Annotated in this window: 18 protein-coding genes; 12 read left to right on the plus strand and 6 right to left on the minus strand. The window is 43.4% G+C overall.

Annotated elements, in window-relative coordinates; translation table 11 throughout:
- Positions 1-2,273: 2,273 nt before the first annotated feature.
- The 4 genes from LLW17_RS16455 to LLW17_RS16470 form a co-directional block, all read right to left on the minus strand.
- Positions 2,274-3,719, minus strand: a complete 1,446-nt coding sequence (locus LLW17_RS16455; protein WP_228231387.1) for an amidohydrolase family protein — start codon at positions 3,717-3,719, stop codon at positions 2,274-2,276.
- Positions 3,720-4,764: 1,045 nt separating this feature from the next.
- A complete protein-coding gene (locus LLW17_RS16460; protein ID WP_228231388.1) occupies positions 4,765-5,085 on the minus strand; it encodes a rhodanese-like domain-containing protein in 321 nt (106 codons plus the stop codon).
- Positions 5,086-5,148: 63 nt separating this feature from the next.
- Positions 5,149-5,769, minus strand: coding sequence for a thioredoxin family protein (locus LLW17_RS16465; protein WP_228231389.1), 621 nt, complete (start codon positions 5,767-5,769; stop codon positions 5,149-5,151).
- A gap of 12 nt (positions 5,770-5,781) precedes the next feature.
- Positions 5,782-6,324 carry a TlpA disulfide reductase family protein gene (locus LLW17_RS16470; RefSeq protein WP_228231390.1) on the minus strand — a complete coding sequence of 181 codons (543 nt, stop codon included), beginning with the start codon at positions 6,322-6,324 and terminating at the stop codon, positions 5,782-5,784.
- Positions 6,325-6,519: 195 nt separating this feature from the next.
- On the opposite strand from LLW17_RS16470, the gene LLW17_RS16475 reads away from it, so the two are divergent.
- From LLW17_RS16475 to LLW17_RS18895, 12 genes are all read left to right on the plus strand, one after another.
- The gene (locus LLW17_RS16475; protein ID WP_228231391.1) at positions 6,520-6,978 is read left to right on the plus strand and encodes a MarR family winged helix-turn-helix transcriptional regulator; all 459 of its coding nucleotides are present in this window, start codon (positions 6,520-6,522) and stop codon (positions 6,976-6,978) included.
- Positions 6,971-7,603, plus strand: a complete 633-nt coding sequence (locus LLW17_RS16480; RefSeq protein WP_228231392.1) for an NAD(P)H-dependent oxidoreductase — start codon at positions 6,971-6,973, stop codon at positions 7,601-7,603. The genes LLW17_RS16475 and LLW17_RS16480 overlap by 8 nt, the downstream gene beginning before the upstream one ends.
- Positions 7,604-7,649: 46 nt before the next feature.
- Positions 7,650-8,216, plus strand: coding sequence for a YceI family protein (locus LLW17_RS16485; protein ID WP_228231393.1), 567 nt, complete (start codon positions 7,650-7,652; stop codon positions 8,214-8,216).
- A 241-nt stretch (positions 8,217-8,457) separates the two neighbouring features.
- On the plus strand, positions 8,458-9,855 hold the full coding sequence (locus tag LLW17_RS16490) for an anthranilate synthase component I family protein (protein WP_228231394.1): 1,398 nt from the start codon (positions 8,458-8,460) through the stop codon (positions 9,853-9,855).
- An 87-nt stretch (positions 9,856-9,942) separates the two neighbouring features.
- Positions 9,943-10,572, plus strand: a complete 630-nt coding sequence (locus LLW17_RS16495; protein ID WP_228231395.1) for an anthranilate synthase component II — start codon at positions 9,943-9,945, stop codon at positions 10,570-10,572.
- Positions 10,573-10,739: 167 nt separating this feature from the next.
- Positions 10,740-11,738 carry an anthranilate phosphoribosyltransferase gene (gene trpD / locus LLW17_RS16500; RefSeq protein WP_228231396.1) on the plus strand — a complete coding sequence of 333 codons (999 nt, stop codon included), beginning with the start codon at positions 10,740-10,742 and terminating at the stop codon, positions 11,736-11,738.
- A 36-nt stretch (positions 11,739-11,774) separates the two neighbouring features.
- Entirely contained in the window at positions 11,775-12,557 is a 783-nt protein-coding gene (gene trpC, locus LLW17_RS16505) for an indole-3-glycerol phosphate synthase TrpC (protein WP_228231397.1), read from the plus strand.
- Between the two features lie 89 nt (positions 12,558-12,646).
- Positions 12,647-13,561, plus strand: a complete 915-nt coding sequence (locus LLW17_RS19025) for a phosphoribosylanthranilate isomerase (RefSeq protein WP_350355219.1) — start codon at positions 12,647-12,649, stop codon at positions 13,559-13,561.
- 60 nt (positions 13,562-13,621) lie between these two features.
- Positions 13,622-14,806 (plus strand): tryptophan synthase subunit beta, encoded by a 1,185-nt coding sequence (gene trpB / locus LLW17_RS16520; RefSeq protein ID WP_228231398.1) that lies wholly within the window; start codon positions 13,622-13,624, stop codon positions 14,804-14,806.
- Between the two features lie 116 nt (positions 14,807-14,922).
- On the plus strand, positions 14,923-15,189 hold the full coding sequence (locus LLW17_RS16525) for a GIY-YIG nuclease family protein (protein ID WP_228231436.1): 267 nt from the start codon (positions 14,923-14,925) through the stop codon (positions 15,187-15,189).
- A 225-nt stretch (positions 15,190-15,414) separates the two neighbouring features.
- Complete coding sequence (trpA, locus tag LLW17_RS16530; RefSeq protein ID WP_228231399.1) at positions 15,415-16,179, plus strand: tryptophan synthase subunit alpha; 765 nt, start codon at positions 15,415-15,417, stop codon at positions 16,177-16,179.
- Positions 16,180-16,299: 120 nt separating this feature from the next.
- Positions 16,300-16,434, plus strand: coding sequence for a hypothetical protein (locus LLW17_RS18895; RefSeq protein ID WP_262909017.1), 135 nt, complete (start codon positions 16,300-16,302; stop codon positions 16,432-16,434).
- A gap of 100 nt (positions 16,435-16,534) precedes the next feature.
- On the opposite strand, the gene LLW17_RS16535 is transcribed toward LLW17_RS18895, so the two are convergent.
- Entirely contained in the window at positions 16,535-17,281 is a 747-nt protein-coding gene (locus LLW17_RS16535) for an LVIVD repeat-containing protein (RefSeq protein ID WP_228231400.1), read from the minus strand.
- A 3-nt stretch (positions 17,282-17,284) separates the two neighbouring features.
- Entirely contained in the window at positions 17,285-17,806 is a 522-nt protein-coding gene (locus tag LLW17_RS16540; protein ID WP_228231401.1) for a hypothetical protein, read from the minus strand.
- Between the last annotated feature and the right edge of the window lie 134 nt (positions 17,807-17,940).

The raw sequence follows: 17,940 nt of genomic DNA on the forward strand, positions 1-17,940 counted from the left end.
CCCTTGTTACCGCGCGATTGTATCGCGTGCCTGAACAAAACAACTTTAGGACCGAAAACCTCTGATCTTATTCCGGGTTCCCGAACTGAAGAAACAAGATTTCTATTTCTATGCTTGCTTCTTTTCTTTTGTCTTGATACAAAAGAAACAACCCCGAAGCTTCGGGGCAAGGCTCACAAGACGGTGTCTAAATTTATCGTTCGCTGCACTGCATGCGCTTAACTCGACCGCTAAGGCGGCCTCAAACAGAACCGCCTGCGACGCTCCGCTCACTTCAAATTTTACAACACCTTCTTGTAGGCCGTCTTTTAAACCAGAACTGAAAATTTTATTCTTTAACCCTCTTTTTCTTCAGTATAGCAAAAAGTTCCCGTTAAAAATTTTCGAAGCCTTGGAGAAAATTTAGGGGACTTTTTGCGGTTTTGCCCCTGAGGGCAAAAATACCTAAGAAATGTGCCAAACCTAAATGATCCTAAAGAATTCCAATCACTATAAGCACATTCTATCTGACCAAAACCAATAAGCAATACAGATTAAAAAGGCTCCTTTCTTTTGGTGAGCCTGCCCTGAGCGATAGCCGAAGGGTTTCTTTGGAGAAGCAAACCGACGATAGGAGGTTCACGAGCTCCAAAACCAATAAGCAACAGCGAGCTAAACCGACGATAGGAGGTTCACGAGCTCCAAAACTAATAAGCGATAGCGAGCTAAACCGAGGCACGAGGTTCACGAGCTCCAAAAACCAATAAGCAACAGCGAGCTAAAGAAAATGAACAAAACACCCTATAGAACTAAAATACGATTCTTTAGCCCTCCCTCGATTCAGAATAGACGCTGGCAGCTCCGAGATTCAGGAGCGATAGCGACGCGGAGCTGACAAGGCAGTTTTCGCCCTCAAGGCGAAAAATTCCTAAGCGAGGGGCTCTTTTCTTTTGGTTCGCCTGCCCTGAGCGCTAGCCGAAGGGTTTCTTTGGACAGGCAAAGAAAAGTAAAGAAGATGCCATAGGACCTATAACACTCAACCCCATTCCCTGTCTTTTGTAAAGACTTTTGTAAAGCTTTTCTAAAACCCCTTGTTACCGCGCGATTGTATCGCGTGCCTGAACAAAACAACTTTAGGACCGAAAACCTCTGATCTTATTCCGGGTTCCCGAACTGAAGAAACAAGATTTCTATTTCTATGCTTGCTTCTTTTCTTTTGTCTTGATACAAAAGAAACAAAAGATCAAGGCTCACAAGACGGTGTCTAAATTTATTATTCACTGCACTGCATGCGCTTAACTCGACCGCTAAGGCGGCCTCAAACAGAACCGCCTGCGACGCTCCGCTCACTTCAAATTTTACAACACCTTCTTGTAGGCCGTCTTTTAAACCAAAACTGAAAATTTTATTCTTTACTCCTCCCTCGGTTCAGAATAACCTAACTTAAATGAGGAGTTAAGAATGCAAAGTGATGAGTTTCTGACCTTCCTGACAAACATTCAAAGCAAGTAGTCATTTCGAAGAAGTTTTTTACGACTGAGAAATCGCATCCCACTGATTTTATATACGTTTACTGCGCCATTCCGTCGCATACTTCAACAAAACACACCCTAAAATCTATAACTCAAAACCTTATTTCCTTTCTTTTACCTCTACCTTGACACCAGAGAAACAGCCCGTCTCGTCAGTCAGGCAGGAAGATGACTCAACCTTAACTTATACTTTAAGTTACTGAAAGAAATAATTACTAAATCCGAAGGGTAAGATGAATTGTAATGTGTTTGCAGAATTTAAAAAATGGCATACAGAAAAGATCTCGTGAAATTTAGGGCTGAGCGTTTAGGAATAGTCCTGTGGACTATTCTAGCGAAAGAGCCAGATTGCCGCGTGGGTAGTAAATTTTCTGCTGTTTGACCCACAGGGGAGTTCAGAAAATTTAGAAGTCGAATGATAAATTTAGAGATCGTTTCTTAAGCCTAGACTTTTTTGATTCTTTTACCTGCCCTGAGCGCAGTCGAAGGGTGGGCGATGCAAACCGACTTTAGGAGGTTCACGAACTCTATAAACAATAAATTACAGTGAGCTAAAAAAGAATAATCCCCTGTTACCACGCAATTCCATCGCGTGCTGGAACAAAACACCCTATAGTACCTATGACTTCCAATCTTACTCTTTGTTCTTTGTTCTTTGTTCTTTGCTCTTTGCTCTTTGCTCTTTGTTCTTTGCTCTTTGCTCTTTGTTCTCTGTTCTCTGCTCTCTGCTCCCCCGTTAAGTAAACCCTTTCCAAAATGGTCTTAAAAATAAGTTTTCAAAAAAGCCCGTGCATTAAGCCCCATTATGCGATCTACGATAGCACCGGCATCCAGTTTGTTGAAATCATGCTTAATTCGGTCCTTTTGTAAATAGTTGTAAGCATGACGTTCCAGGAAATCGCTCAGATACGGGAGTTCTTCCGCGGTCCAGAATGCATTAAGCGGATCGATGATGCCGTCATAATCTGAACCTATCGCCATACAATCCCAGGCAAAGAGACCCTCGGCGTCCAGCACTTCCAAAATATGCTGTATTTGATTCCACAGCAGTTCAGAGCGGTAATGCATAATTTTAGGACGTTGCGTGGCGTGACGGGTCGTTTTTAGGGTTTGCTCGCTGGCAACCCGGCGCTCGTCGAGTTGCAAACCCAGAATACCCCTGCTTTTAGCCAGTAAAATAAGTTCCTCATCATAAAAATTAATGGAACTGTGCTGTAGTTTTTGAGCGGTTTCCGGATAGGTCATAACCGGATTCTGAGGCGATCTAAGGCCGTTTGCAGCGCCATGACTAATGATGATGGGCAGCAGTGTGTAAGCCTCGTGAGTTTTTAAATATTCATAATACTCATAGCGTGCCTTCACACTCATATGCTTGACATCGATTAAAATGGGTCGCCCCTGTTGCCCGTCAAGCAGTAAAGCCAGAACCTCTTTTCCCAAAGGAGTAAATCCCAACCCCAGACCATAACTTTGATCGGCCTGCTTTTTAATAAGACCGCTAAAGCTTTCTTCGTGTCCGCAAAGGTGATTCCAGAAGTGATGGGCCATGGTTACGAAAAAGGGAGGATGCTCCCAGTTTTTGAGGCTTTTCAGGTTTTGAAGCACTTCCTGCCGGTCAGGATCGGGAGACAAACCGGTATTCAGCACGTGCATACCTTCAATGGTGATGATTACACAAATGCTTACAATGCCATCCTGCTCCTCTTCCACCTTAATAACTTCGATCTCGTTGTATGAATTCACAATACGATACCTGAATTTCCCCTCTTTCAGCTGAATCACTTTTCCGTCCAGCTGTTTGTAAAAATCATATTCAGCCTCAAGATCTTTAAAATAATCTGTAAAGCTCTGTATATGATCTATGCGCTTTTTGCCCAGTCCCGTTGCGAAATTGGCTGCCAGATCAAGCAGCAATTCGTTGGTAACCTTATTGCGTACAAACCACTTTTCCATCGGATAAAGCGACACACAGACCACACCAACTCCGCCGTAGGACAAGGCAGTAAAATTAGACTGTGAAAACTTGGTCAGACCGGTTAAATAATTAAGCACCTTATCAAAAACCGAAGGCGGATCGTAATGCCAGATCGAATGTTTAGAACTGCGCCGGACCGTATTTTTACCAACCGGTTTAGAATTAAAACTTTTACCAAAAGGTTTCAGTGCCGGATGGCAATGCAGATCTACGTAAAAATGAGAAGTATTCATAACTTGAGTTTAGATGTACTCAGGGGTCATAAATGATAAAGGGATTCTAAGGTACTCATTTATATCGAGATAACACAGAGTGCTGAATGCAGAATGCTGAATTCAGAATGTAGAATTTTATGCTTTCAAATAACTCAATAACTCAATAACTCAATAACTCAATAACTCAATAACTCAATAACTCAATAACTCAACAATAAATCAGAAATACAAAATTAGAAATGCAGAACACCAGTTGTAACGTTGAAGATACCCAACCAGAAGATTATATAAGATATTAGCACTAATGAGCTCCCTTCTCTGTGGGAGAAGGGCGGGGGGGATGAGGCCAGAATGCTAAATTTTTCCGTTCAAATAACCGAATAACTCAATAACAAATCAGAATGCAGAATTCAGAATGTAGAATTTTATGCTTTCAAATAACTCAATAACTCAATAATAAATCAGAAATACAAAATTAGAAATGCAGAACACCAGTTGTAACGTTGAAGATACCCAACCAGAAGATCATATAAGATATTAGCACTAATGAGCTCCCTTCTCTGTGGGAGAAGGGCGGGGGGATGAGGCCAGAATGCTGAATTTTTCCGTTCAAATATCTGAATAAGAAATACGAAATCTCCAGCGTTGAACGAATGCCATTCTCTTGGCTCAGATTAGCTGCATTAAGCTCCGAAGCACCAGTAACGTTTCGTTCACTTCAAATGTTACAGAACCTTCTTATTATGGTCGGCATTTCAGATTATACCTAAGAATATCATTCTTTAGATTTCTTTTTCTTCAGTATAGCAGAAAGTTCCCGTCAAAAATTTTCGAAGCCTTGGAGAAAATTTAGGGACTTTTTGCGGTTTTGCCCCTTTAGGCAAAAATACCTAAGAAAAAGTGTCTTTTCTTTTGGTTCGTTTTCTTTGGACAAGCAAAGAAAATGAACGAAACCTGCTCTAAAAATTAAAATTTCTAAACCGCCGACAGAAGGTTCACTAATTCGAAAAACAAAAAAAAAGAGCCCAAAGGCTCTTTTGTAATTCATGCTATATCAACAGGCTTAATCTTCGGGATAAGCAACATCACCATCCCATTCCATAAAACCGCCCATTAGATTATAAGTAGTCTCAAACCCCAGCTGATCCATCAATTGGGCAGCCTGACCACTTCGGTTACCCGAACGGCAGTACACATAATAGTTTTTAGACTTATCCAGTTTATTTACTTTATCGATAAAGCCCTGACCTTCGTAAATATCAATATTATGCGAATCAGGCATAATCCCTTCATCTACTTCATTTTGGGTACGTACGTCTAGTATAAAGGCATTATCGTCTGCGGCCAGTTTACGGCGCCATTCTTCCTGGGTTAGATTTTTCATGATTTGTTTTTGAGGTTGAATACCAAAGTTAAGGCATTGTCTATTTTCTTCCTAAAATTTTATTTAAGCTTTGATCGAGCAACCAATGGCTTTCGTGTTGCTGGGCTCCACAGGTTTACCGGCTAAAAGGGCCTGTACCGCATCTGCTACAAAGCGTTTGGTCACCGTAGCCTCATCGCGCACGCTGTCGTCAATAGCCCCTATATAGCGTACCAGCAGAGATTCTCCTTCTTTTTGTAAAAGATATACATGCGGAGTTTTAGTAGCCCCATATTGCGGGTAGATTTCCTGATTTTCGTCAAACAGATACGGGAAGGTAAAGCCCTTTTCGCGGGCACGCTCCTGCATAGCTTCAAAACTGTCACCGGGCTGCACCTCCGGATTATTGGGATTGATTGCGATTACCGGATAACCCTTAGCTTTAAACTCCTTATCCAGATCAAGGATGCGATCTTCATTGGCCATGGCAAAGGGACATGTGTTGCAGGTAAATACCACAATAAAACCTTTGGCTTTATCAAAATCTGAGAGGGAAACAACGTTTCCATCAACATTTTTAAGTTTAAAATCGGTGGCAACATCTCCCACAGCATATCCGCTTTCAAAGGTGTCGATCTGGGTAAATGCAAATGCTGAAACAACCAAAAGCAAGGTTAATACAACAAGAATTTTTAGGGATTTCATCTTATTAATAGTTTAATCATTAAAGTTGCTTTTTAAGGAAAGCAATTCGTGTTCCAGTGCCGGATATTCAAACGAACGCTCATAAAAGCGGTATTCTTCCGAAGTTAGTATTATAGTGGCCGGGATAGCCCCACTCCACTCTTCCGAAACCTGGGGAATCCACACATCTCCATGCGGATCATCTAACAGCAGTACCTTCGACTTCAGTTGCTTTTTGAGAATAAAAGGGATTAAGCGCTCCTTAACCTGATCTGGAAAATCAAGACTCACCAGAATAACCTCAACCTGTTTATCTTTATAATTTGCCTGCAATGCTTCAAAAGCCGGCAACTCGGCCAGACAGGGCTTGCACCACGTAGCCCAAAAGTTAATCACCCGTACCACATCGGTGTCTGTTACCTTTAGAAAAGGCTTAAAGTGTTCATAATCGTAAACCGGCAGCTTATACCCCTGCTCCTGATGCACTTTTACGGGCTTTGGCAACTCCTGACCCTTGGTCGCATCGGTGCATCCCAAAGCCAAAAAAGCAGCCATAAAAAACAAATAAGGTCTCAAAAAATCGGTTTAAAGCGGCTAAAGCTAGAGTAAATCAACTGGTTTTGCACAGTCTTTAAGATTTGTATAACATTTAAACGCTGCAACCCCTTAAAAATCGATGAGTCTCTTAATAATGCGTTAAACTCGTTCGCGTTGCTTGCAGGAAAACAACTTTGCCTTACATTTGTATATACAAATATTGTATAGACGATAATGACAATTGAAGAAGCCTTACATATAAGTGCAAAACTGGATCTGGAATCCAAAACAGCAATAAATCTGCAATACACTTCCCGCATTCTGGAAGAAAAGTTTGCCGGCTTATTGAAGGAATACGATTTGACTACCCCACAGTTTAACGTGCTTCGCATTTTAAGAGGTCAAAAAGGAAAGCCTGCGAGTCTGGCCTGTATTCAGGATCGAATGGTAGACCGCAACAGCAATACCACCCGTTTGGTTGACAAACTCATTAAAAAAGATTGGGTAAAGCGCAGGGTGTGTCCCGATAACCGAAGAATGGTAGAGATCGAAATCACGCCCGACGGCCTTACGATCTTAGAACAACTCGATCCCCTCACCCGCGAGATCAATGCCAAAAACGTGGCTCCTTTAACGCAAGATGAATTACTAACCCTAAATACACTTTTAGATAAATTAAAAACTCATGACTAAATACGTAGAAGACTTAAACTGGCGCTATGCCACCAAAAAATTTGATGCAACCAAGAAGATTGCTTCAGATGATTTAGAAACTCTTAAAAAAGCAGTACAACTTTCTGCAAGCTCGTACGGCTTACAACCGTATAAAATACTTGTTGTAAAGGACGATGCTGTTAAAGCAAAGCTGAAAGAAGCCGGGTACAATCAAACCCAGTTTACCGATGCTTCTGAGATATTTGTATTCGCACATCAAACCGATTTTGGTGCAGAATTGGTAGATTCTTATATCGAGATTGCTGCTGAAGCAAACGGAGTGAAGCCTGAAGCGATGCAGGACTATGCTAATTTGATGAAGAATTCCCTGCTCAACCTGCCACAGGAAGCCAAAGCAGGCTGGACAGCCAGACAGGCCTATATCGCAATTGGTAATTTATTAAGTGCAGCTGCCGCTCATAAAATTGATGCCTGCCCAATGGAAGGTTTCAATGCAGAGGCATTTGATGAAATCCTAAATCTTAAAGGAACCAATTTACACGCAGTTGCAGTGGTTGCTGTAGGATACCGCAGCGAAGAAGACAGTCATCAGCACGATCCTAAAGTGAGAAGACCACAGGAAACCCTGTTTGAAACGATCTAAAATTTTTTAATTCAATACTTGTATATACAAATAAATCTCTAAACCCATGAAAACAGTAAAATCAATTTTAATTCTGGCAGTAGCTGTAGGCACTGCATCATTCACAACAAAAGCTATTATGGAAAAAGTAAGCGTAAAAACCAGCTCTATCACCTGGACCGGTAAAAAAGTAACCGGCAAGCACGTGGGAACCATAGATCTTAAAGACGGGTTCTTTACAATGGAAGGGGACAACATCACCGGTGGTGAGTTTCATATCGATATGACCAGTATTGAATGTACCGATCTTTCCGGAGACAGCAAAGGTCAGTTAGAAGGGCACTTAAAGAGCGACGACTTTTTTGGTGTTGACAATTACCCAACTGCAAAACTGGTTATAACCAATGCTGTAAAACAGGGAAATACCTATAAAGTAACCGGAGATCTTACGATTAAGAAAACCACCGAGCCGGTAACTTTTGAATTGGAGCGTGCAGGCAGCAACTTCAGCACCGTTCTTACAATCGACAGAAGTAAGTATGACGTACGTTACGGTTCTGGTAGTTTCTTCGACAACTTAGGGGATAAAACCATCTATGATGATTTCACCCTGGACATCAACCTGTCTATCTAATTTTTTTCAGAACTAAATGCCGATTTTGTTTGTTAACTAAGAAGCTATTTTTATATTTGAGCCACTTATGAAAAACAGAATCGCAAATACCTGGTGGTGGATCTCGCAACTTTAATGTCGTGATGCAACCTCGTATTTGATAAATACATAATTAAAGGCCTGTCTCACGACAGGTCTTTTTTGTTTTACGCAAAGCGGAAAGACAACATAAAATGAGTTTAGGTAGTCAAACCCATAAAAGATGAAATTTACCTTAAAGACACACAGCAAGAAAATTCTGGCAGATACCATTACTCCGGTATCGGTTTACCTGCGTTTGCGCGATAAATTCCCCAACAGTCTGTTGCTGGAGAGCAGCGATTACCGGGCAAACGACAATACCTTCAGTTACATTTGCTGCAATCCCATCGCCTCCATTTCGGTACAAAACGAGCAGATTAAAGAAGTGTTTCCTGACGGAAGCATGCAGCAAACAAACATCAGTGCAGACACCGATGTCGTGGGTATTATTGAAGGCTTTGCCCAAAAGTTTGAAACCCAAAACAACGACCGCAAGTTCATTCAAAACGGACTTTTTGGGTATATGAGTTATGACGCGGTACGCTATTTTGAAGATATTGAGATTGCTAAAAAGGAAGACAGCCTTCAGATCCCCGATATTTATTATGCGGTGTATCAAAACATCATCGCCATCAACCATTTCAATAACGAGGCCTATATTTTTTCGCATACCTATGAAGGCGAAAACAACCTCGATCAAATCGCACAGCTGCTTACCGTAAAGAGCTTTTCAGAATACAACTTTAAGCTGGAAGGGGAACGCAAATCGGTAATGACCGATGCAGAATATGTAGACCTGGTCAAAACCTGTAAAAAGCATTGTCAGCGTGGCGATGTGTTTCAGATTGTACCTTCCAAGCGTTTTTCGCAAGGCTTTAGCGGCGATGAGTTTAACGTGTACCGAAGCCTGCGCAGCGTAAACCCATCTCCCTACCTCTTCTATTTTGATTACGGAAACTTCAAGATTTTTGGCAGTTCGCCCGAAGCTCAATTGATCGTTCAGGACGGCAAAGCCGAAATTCACCCCATCGCCGGAACCTTTAAACGTACCGGTAACGACGAGCAGGACGCCGCTTTGGCCAAAAAACTATCGGAAGACGCCAAAGAAAACAGCGAGCACGTGATGCTGGTTGATCTTGCGCGTAACGACCTGAGTCGTAACGGCAGTAATGTAAAGGTAGAAACCTACCGCGAAGTGCAGTTTTTCTCGCACGTGATTCATCTGGTAAGTAAAGTCACGGGAACCAAACACCCCGAAACCTCAACAATGCGGGTGGTAGCAGATACTTTCCCGGCAGGGACTTTAAGCGGTGCACCCAAACACAACGCGATGAAACTGCTGGAGAAATACGAACCCATCAACCGGGATTTTTACGGTGGCGCCATCGGCTTTATGGACTTTAACGGCAACTTCAATCACGCCATCATCATCCGTTCGTTCCTGAGTAAAAACCATCAATTACACTATCAGGCCGGTGCGGGTGTGGTAAGCGACAGCGTGCCCGAAAAAGAACTCGAAGAAGTGTATAACAAACTGGGAGCCCTTTCTAAAGCCCTCAAACTGGCAGAAGAAATTTAGTCACCTGGTACCCAAAAGGGAACCCTTATTTTCGCAAAGCGAAAAAATTAAAAGAACTTAAAGTATTCAATAGACTTTAAACCAAATATGGAAACCAATAGTAATAGCAATAATAATAGTAAATCCACTCCCCTTTCGGGGGTCGGGGGGCTCAAAATATTAGTCATCGACAACTACGACAGTTTTGTGTACAACCTGGTGCATTACCTGGAAGATCTGGACTGTGAGGTTACCGTAAAACGAAACGATCAGCTTACGCTGGAAGAAGTTAAGGATTACGATAAAATTTTACTCTCTCCGGGACCGGGCATTCCCGATGAAGCCGGACTTCTGAAAGCCATCATAAAAGAATATGCGCCTACCAAGAGTATGTTTGGGGTATGTTTGGGTCAGCAGGCAATTGGCGAGGTTTTCGGCGGAAGCCTGATCAATCTGGATAAGGTTTTTCACGGGGTAGCCACCAAAGCGAAACAGACCGTGAAAGACGAAACGCTCTTTAAAGACATTCCGGAAGAATTTGAAATAGGTCGCTATCACTCGTGGGTCGTGGCGCCGGAAGGGTTCCCGGAAGAACTGGAAATCACCTCGGTAGACGATAACGGCCAAATCATGTCTTTGCGTCATAAAACATACGACGTGCGCGGGGTACAATTCCATCCGGAATCGGTACTCACACCCGAAGGCAAAAAAATGATCAAAAATTGGATAAATGCGTAGCACTTTATCATTTCCGCCCTTCGGCTATCGCTCAGGATAGACTCCGGCGGAAATCTCAATAAAACATAGTTTACATTTCCGCGAAGGCGGAAATCTCAAAACAGAATTACAAACATCAAAAAAAGTTCTCTCCCCCGGGGAGAGATGCCCGAAGGGCAGAGAGGGAAATGAAAACACTTTTAAACAGACTCATCAACCACGAGCAACTCAATAAATCAGAGGCACGTGACGTGCTGGTCAATATTTCGGAAGGTAAGTACAACACCAGCCAGATTGCGGCATTTATGACGGTGTATATGATGCGCAGCATCACCGTTGAAGAACTGGCCGGCTTTCGGGATGCGCTTTTAGATTTGTGCATCGCCGTACCCTTTGAAGGCTATGATGCCATTGACCTCTGCGGAACCGGTGGCGATGGCAAGGATACCTTCAACATTTCGACCCTGTCTTCCTTTGTAGCCGCCGGAGCCGGAATCAACGTAACCAAACACGGGAATTACGGGGTTTCTTCGGTGAGTGGGAGCAGCAACGTGATGGAGCATCTGGGTATTACATTCAGTAACGATAAAGACTTTTTGAAGCGTTGCCTGGACGAGGCGGGAATTTGTGTGTTACATGCGCCCCTCTTCCACCCCGCTATGAAGAATGTAGGTCCTATACGCCGCGAACTGGGCGTCAAAACCTTTTTCAATATGTTGGGCCCTATGGTAAATCCGGCTTTTCCCGACAATCAGTTGGTGGGGGTTTTCAATCTGGAGTTGGCCCGTATGTATGGCTACCTCTATCAGAAAACCGATAAGAATTTCACCATTCTGCACAGCATAGACGGCTATGACGAGATTTCCCTCACCGGCGAGACCAAAGCCATTCGCAACACCAGCGAGCGTATGCTTACCGCTGAAGATTTTGGCGTAGAAACCATTAGACAGGAACAGATTTACGGCGGCGACAGCATCGAGTCTTCTGCTGCAATATTTAAAAAAGTCATCAGCGGGCAGGGCACCGAAGCTCAGAACAATGTGGTCGCGGCAAATGCCGGTATGGCCATAGCCACAGTAAAAGGCCTGGAACCCAAAGAAGGATTTGACATCGCGAGAGAAACCCTCCTCAGCGGTAAAGCTTTAGATCGCTTAGAGAAACTAATTCAGCTAAGCTCACACGTCTAATAGGTAATAGCAATAAAAATAACAATAGTAATCGTTTTGAACATTTTAGATAAAATAATCTCAGACAAACGAAAGGAAGTAGCCTTACGTAAGCAACTAATTCCCGTGAGTCAATTAGAACAATCCGTTCTTTTTGACCGGAAATCGCCTTCGCTGGCTCAGGCTTTACGCGATAGTGACACCGGCATCATCGCCGAGCACAAGCGCCGTTCCCCCAGCAAGCAGGTAATCAATCACAACCTCAACGTTCAGGATGTCGCAACCGGTTATGAAAGTGCCGGTGCCTGCGGCATGAGCGTTCTTACAGACGGTAAATACTTTGGCGGTTCTCTGGACGATTTGCTGTTAGCCCGTGCTGCCAGCAATTTTCCGCTGTTGCGAAAAGAGTTTATGATTGATGAATATCAAATTCTCGAGGCCAAGGCTTATGGTGCAGACGTCATTTTATTGATCGCTGCGGTACTTTCGCAAAGCGAAATCAGGAGCCTGTCTGAATTCGCAAAAACGCTGGGGATGGATGTCCTGCTGGAGGTGCACAACCTTGAAGAATTGCAAAAATCGATTATGCCTTCGCTCGATATGCTGGGAGTCAACAACCGAAACTTAAAAACCTTTGAGGTTAGCCTCGATATCAGTAAAAACCTTTCCGCAGAAATCCCGGACGAATTTGTAAAAGTCTCTGAAAGCGGAATCAGCACTATCGAAGCGATTAAGGAGTTACGCCCTTTTGGCTATCAGGGCTATTTAATTGGTGAAAACTTTATGAAAACCGATGATCCCGGTGCAAGCGCCACTGAGTTTATCCATAAACTCCGATAAAAAGCTCCCCTCCTTTCCAAGGAGGGGAACGTTTCAGCTTTGCTGAAACAGGGGTGGTTCTACTGCCCCCGGATTGGAAATAATCTGAAATGAAAAATAAAGACACACATAAAAAAGAAACTCCCGCTCTCCCGACCTCCTTCGGGATGGAGAGGGTTGGGGTGAGGATAAAAGTCTGTGGGATGAAACACAACACCGCAGCCGTTGCAGCCTTGCAGCCCGATTATCTGGGGTTTATTTTTCATGAGAAGAGTCCGCGCAATTATGATTTAAAAGAGATTCCTAAGTTGCCACCCCGAGTCAAAAAAGTAGGCGTATTTGTCAATGCCAGCCTGGATTTTGTTCTTGAAAAAGTAAACCAATTTGGTTTTGACGTCATCCAGTTACACGGTAACGAATCACCCGAGTATTGCAAAGAACTTAGAGGGCTATGTCAGATCGAGCGTGTCACACTGAGCTTGTCGAAGTGGAGTCGTGATCCTGAGAAAGAACATAAAACCGACTCCGCCAAAAAGCCTATACCTGGCCCTTCCGGTGAGCTCAGGACAGGCTCAGTCGAAGTACCTGTACCGAGCGCAATCGAAGTGCCTGCACGGAGCCCAGTCGAAGTGCCTGTACCGAGCGCAGTCGAGGTACCTGCACTGAGCTCAGTCGAAGTGTGGAAAGTGTTTAGCATAAAAGATCACTTTGATTTTTCAGTCTTAGAAGCCTATGAACCCTATGTAGATGCCTTTTTATTCGATACCAAAGGCAAGGAAAAAGGAGGCAATGGGTACACCTTTGACTGGGAAGTTTTAAAAGACTATCCTTCCAAAAAACCTTTCGTACTGAGTGGAGGTATTGGTCTGGACGAACTCGACTCCGTCAAAAATATGCTGAAGACTGATTTACCGCTGTTTGCCATTGATGTAAACAGTAAATTCGAAGACCAGCCCGGATTAAAAAATAGAAGCGATTTAGAGGAGTTATTGAGCTTTTTTAGAAATCCTGATAGTGCGAAATAAAAAATAGAAATAAGAATAAAAGATTTCCGCCTTCGCGGAAATGAAAATATAGAATAAAAAATGAACTACAACGTAAACGAAAACGGATATTACGGCGATTTTGGAGGAGCATACATCCCCGAGATGCTGTATCCCAATGTAGAAGAACTGCGCCAGAATTACATCAAGGTCATGCAGGAACCCGAATTTCAGAACGAATTTCACGAACTGCTGCGCGAGTACGTAGGTCGCCCTACCCCGCTTTATTTCGCGAAGCGCTTTTCTGAAAAATATGGGACTAAAGTCTACCTGAAACGCGAAGACCTCTGCCATACCGGGGCGCACAAGGTTAACAACACCATCGGGCAGATTTTGATGGCTAAACGTTTAGGCAAAACCCGTATCATCGCAGAGACCGGTGCCGGGCAGCACGGGGTGGCTACCGCTACCGTTTGTGCTTTGATGGGACTCGAGTGCATCGTCTACATGGGCGCTGTTGATATCAAACGCCAGGCGCCAAACGTCGCCCGTATGAAAATGTTGGGCGCCAAGGTCGTTCCGGCAGAATCGGGAAGTAAAACCCTGAAGGATGCCACAAACGAGGCCATTCGCGACTGGATCAACAATCCTACCGACACGCACTACATCATCGGTAGCGTCGTAGGGCCGCATCCCTATCCCGATATGGTAGCACGTTTTCAAAGCGTGATTTCCGAAGAGGTTAAAAAACAACTGGTGGAGAAAGAAGGGCGTGAAAATCCCGATTACGTAGTGGCTTGTGTAGGAGGCGGCAGCAATGCTGCGGGTATTTACTACCACTATCTTGACAATCCGAATGTGGGTATCATCGCGGTTGAAGCTGCCGGTAAGGGCATTGACAGCGGCGAGAGTGCAGCAACCTCAGCATTGGGCAAAGAAGGTATTATTCACGGTAGCAAAACCCTGCTGATGCAAACGCCGGACGGTCAGATCACCGAGCCCTATTCCATTTCGGCAGGTTTGGATTATCCCGGAGTTGGGCCTATGCACGCGCACCTGTTTCGCAGCGGACGAGGGGAATTCATCAGCATCACCGATGATGCAGCCATGCAGGCCGGTCTGGAACTCAGCAAACTCGAAGGCATCATCCCGGCGATTGAAACCTCACACGCCTTAGCCATTTTCAAAGACCGAAAATTTAAAAAAGACGATGTGGTGGTGATTAATTTAAGCGGTAGAGGGGACAAGGATTTGAATACGTATATCGAATATTTCAACCTCGCATAAGCGAGTTTGACTTTTTTCATTTCCGCGAAGGTCGAGTGTTATTTTTCATTTCCGCGAAGGCGGAAATCTTATGATCCAAACCCCAATGCTCAATGGAAGAATTGTTTTAAACCTATATTCTTACCAATAAAAACCACACCGTTCTTTACATTGGGGTAACCGCTGATTTGAAAAAACGCTTAAGACAACATAAACAAAAAAGTAATAAAGGATTTACGGGAAAATACAATGTAGAAAAACTGGTCTATTTTGAATCAACTCCCTATGTGAATAATGCGATACACAGGGAGAAGCAACTCAAAAAATGGAATCGGGAGTGGAAAGAAAATCTAATAAGCGACATAAATCCGGATTGGAATGATTTGAGTTGGATGCTTGAGTGAAATTATTCCGGATTAAATAAAGGGTTTTAAATAAAAATAAGGATACGATTGGAGAGATTTCCGCAGGAACTAAACTAAAATAAGGATACGATTGAAGAGATTTCCTTAGGAACCAAACTAAAACAAGGATACGATTGAAGAGATTTCCTTAGGAACCAAACTAAAACAAGGATACGATTGAAGAGATTTCCGTCTTCACGGAAATGACTAAAAGATTATATAAACATGAACAGAATCAATAAAAAACTACAGGAAGATAAAAAACTGCTTTCCATCTATTTTACGGCAGGTTATCCTAAGCTTCAGGATACCACGACCGTTATTCACGAACTGGTAAAAGCAGGTGTCGATATGATCGAAATTGGTTTACCGTTTAGCGATCCGCTGGCAGACGGGCCTACCATTCAGGAGAGTTCGACCGCAGCCCTTAAAAACGGGATGACCACCTCTACCCTTTTTGAGCAGATCAAAGACATCCGTAAGACTGTGGATATTCCACTCATCGTGATGGGCTATTTCAATCCAATGCTTCAGTACGGTGTGGAAGAATTTTGCGCTAAATGTGCAGAGATAGGTATTGACGGCCTCATTATGCCCGACCTTCCGCTGGCCGAATACGAGATGCATTACAAAGCCATCTTTGAGAAGTACGACCTTAAGATGATTTTCCTCATTACCCCACAAACGTCAGATGCGCGCATCCGCCAAATTGATGCTGCCAGCGATGCCTTTATCTATATGGTAAGCAGCGCGAGTACCACCGGTAAAACTTCAGGCTTCAGCACGGTGCAAACCGATTATTTTGAACGCATTGCAAAGCTTCAGCTTAAAAACCCACAGATTGTAGGCTTCGGTATTAAGGATGAAGATACCTTTAAAGCCGCCACTCAAACGGCTAAAGGAGCTATAATTGGTTCGGCATTTATTAAGGCACTCACAGCAGATGGTATAGAAGGAATTGGCCGTTTCATTTCAACAATTCGACCCTAAAACCAACAAGTGGCTGATTGCGAAGGCTTTTTGTGTATTTTAACGGGATCTTAATACTGCATTATCAGTATTTAACACGCGCTATGAGTATCTTGAATTGAATTTAAAAAAGATAGTATTATGGCAAAGAAATTTGAACGAAAAGTAGAACAAAAAGATAGCGATCCCACAAGTAGTTTAGGGGACCGAAAGAAACAAACCAATAAGGTTGATATTGATGAGAAAACCATCAAAGATCAACAAAATAAAAAATAAGATTTACGTAATGTAAATTCCATTTTCGCCCAACTTTGTAGAATGGATGCCGGTGCACTTAGGTGTACCGGCATTTTTTTTTGCATAAAATCAACCAGGCTTAGAATACCAGTTTCCCCAGCAAAACAGGATTGGTAATATCCTCCGCATTCAGTTCGTACTGCCTCAATTCACTGGCTCCAATAACCAGCAAATGATTGTCTCTGATGATGACGTCAAAAGCGTCGATCTCAATACCGCCCAGCAAATCGGGCTCTGCGGGCTTGGTCACATCAAAAATGCGTACCGTACCTGCATCAGTCACCAGCAGGTAGTTTTCGTAAAGCCCAAGGCCAATGGGTCGGTCCATTTCTACTGTGGTGAGCAATACCGGCTCCCGCGGATTTTTAGTATCATACACCTGAAGCTGATTGATAGTTCCCATACACACTGCGTTGGTATGCAGGGTCACGTAGGTATAATCACCGCTCGAAACCACAGGATCACAACTGCGCACGTGCTGCACCTCAGAAAGCTTCAACGGAAACTTGGGATCTGAAATATCATAGATAAACATACCCAGTCTGCTTCCCATAAATAAATACTCATCAAGTGCGTAAAGGGTTTCGATATCAAAACCAATGTATTTATCACCGGTCTTAACGGGTTTATCGGGATCTGTAATATCAAAAATATTCAAGGCCTGATCGTCTACCGTATAGAGGTAGTCACCAACCAGGGCAAAACGGGCCAGCGAGCCTCCCTGACCATCCCCACCGGCAGCGTCATTGGCTACCGCGCTGGTATCACCCTCGCACGAAGTGAGGATCAAAACAAAAAGCAACAACGTGTATCCTATATTTTTCATGATCTAGTCTTCTTTTAGTTTATACCCCACGACAATCAACTCCTCTTCTACGCCATAATTTTCAGGACTTAAACCTTCGGGAGATATCAAAGCCGGAAACGCTTGCTGCTCCCGGTGTAGCAGCTGCAATTCATCTGCACCTCTTTCATAGCGAAAAGCGACAAGATCAATAAGATGATGCGAGTACATCACAGTTCCCCGTATGGCCAGATCGGTACTCCCGGGAATGCTGATAAAAGCCAAAGATTGCGGATCTTCAGGATTGGTATTATCAAAGACGTGAAAACCTTCCTGCTTTTCATTGATGTACATCATGGCATCTTTGATGTAAATCTTTCCCGCATTTTGTACGGGGCGCGAAGGCATCAGTTTTATAGTTTCTTCAAAATCGGCCCGGGTTTGTGTAATGGGCTCGTAGGCTATGTGATAAGGATCTACAACCTGAGGCCCATCATCATCTACGGTATACCAGCAGGACTGCAACAGCATTGCCACTCCAAAAAGCAGGAAGTACATTTTTTTCATAATTGATCGATTTAGTTCGTGTTAATTAATCAAAAGATGCGGTTTTCGGTTAAGGGTTGCGTTCCGAAACGAAATAGTACAGGAATTTTAATTTCAGAACCCACAGAATCTGAGGGTTTTAGCTACTTGCTGCG

The sequence above is a fragment of the Leeuwenhoekiella parthenopeia genome, from assembly GCF_020782115.1.
GTDB lineage: Bacteria > Bacteroidota > Bacteroidia > Flavobacteriales > Flavobacteriaceae > Leeuwenhoekiella > Leeuwenhoekiella parthenopeia.

What these genes read in the sequence shown, in the direction of transcription:
- LLW17_RS16455 (WP_228231387.1), bottom strand. Translation starts at nt 3,719, where the DNA reads ATGAATACTTCTCATTTTTACGTAGATCTGCATTGCCATCCGGCACTG.
- LLW17_RS16460 (WP_228231388.1), bottom strand. Translation starts at nt 5,085, where the DNA reads ATGAAAAATCTAACCCAGGAAGAATGGCGCCGTAAACTGGCCGCAGAC.
- LLW17_RS16465 (WP_228231389.1), bottom strand. Translation starts at nt 5,769, where the DNA reads ATGAAATCCCTAAAAATTCTTGTTGTATTAACCTTGCTTTTGGTTGTT.
- LLW17_RS16475 (WP_228231391.1), top strand. Translation starts at nt 6,520, where the DNA reads ATGACAATTGAAGAAGCCTTACATATAAGTGCAAAACTGGATCTGGAA.
- LLW17_RS16480 (WP_228231392.1), top strand. Translation starts at nt 6,971, where the DNA reads ATGACTAAATACGTAGAAGACTTAAACTGGCGCTATGCCACCAAAAAA.
- LLW17_RS16485 (WP_228231393.1), top strand. Translation starts at nt 7,650, where the DNA reads ATGAAAACAGTAAAATCAATTTTAATTCTGGCAGTAGCTGTAGGCACT.
- LLW17_RS16490 (WP_228231394.1), top strand. Translation starts at nt 8,458, where the DNA reads ATGAAATTTACCTTAAAGACACACAGCAAGAAAATTCTGGCAGATACC.
- LLW17_RS16495 (WP_228231395.1), top strand. Translation starts at nt 9,943, where the DNA reads ATGGAAACCAATAGTAATAGCAATAATAATAGTAAATCCACTCCCCTT.
- trpD (WP_228231396.1), top strand. Translation starts at nt 10,740, where the DNA reads ATGAAAACACTTTTAAACAGACTCATCAACCACGAGCAACTCAATAAA.
- LLW17_RS19025 (WP_350355219.1), top strand. Translation starts at nt 12,647, where the DNA reads ATGAAAAATAAAGACACACATAAAAAAGAAACTCCCGCTCTCCCGACC.
- trpB (WP_228231398.1), top strand. Translation starts at nt 13,622, where the DNA reads ATGAACTACAACGTAAACGAAAACGGATATTACGGCGATTTTGGAGGA.
- trpA (WP_228231399.1), top strand. Translation starts at nt 15,415, where the DNA reads ATGAACAGAATCAATAAAAAACTACAGGAAGATAAAAAACTGCTTTCC.
- LLW17_RS18895 (WP_262909017.1), top strand. Translation starts at nt 16,300, where the DNA reads ATGGCAAAGAAATTTGAACGAAAAGTAGAACAAAAAGATAGCGATCCC.
- LLW17_RS16535 (WP_228231400.1), bottom strand. Translation starts at nt 17,281, where the DNA reads ATGAAAAATATAGGATACACGTTGTTGCTTTTTGTTTTGATCCTCACT.
- LLW17_RS16540 (WP_228231401.1), bottom strand. Translation starts at nt 17,806, where the DNA reads ATGAAAAAAATGTACTTCCTGCTTTTTGGAGTGGCAATGCTGTTGCAG.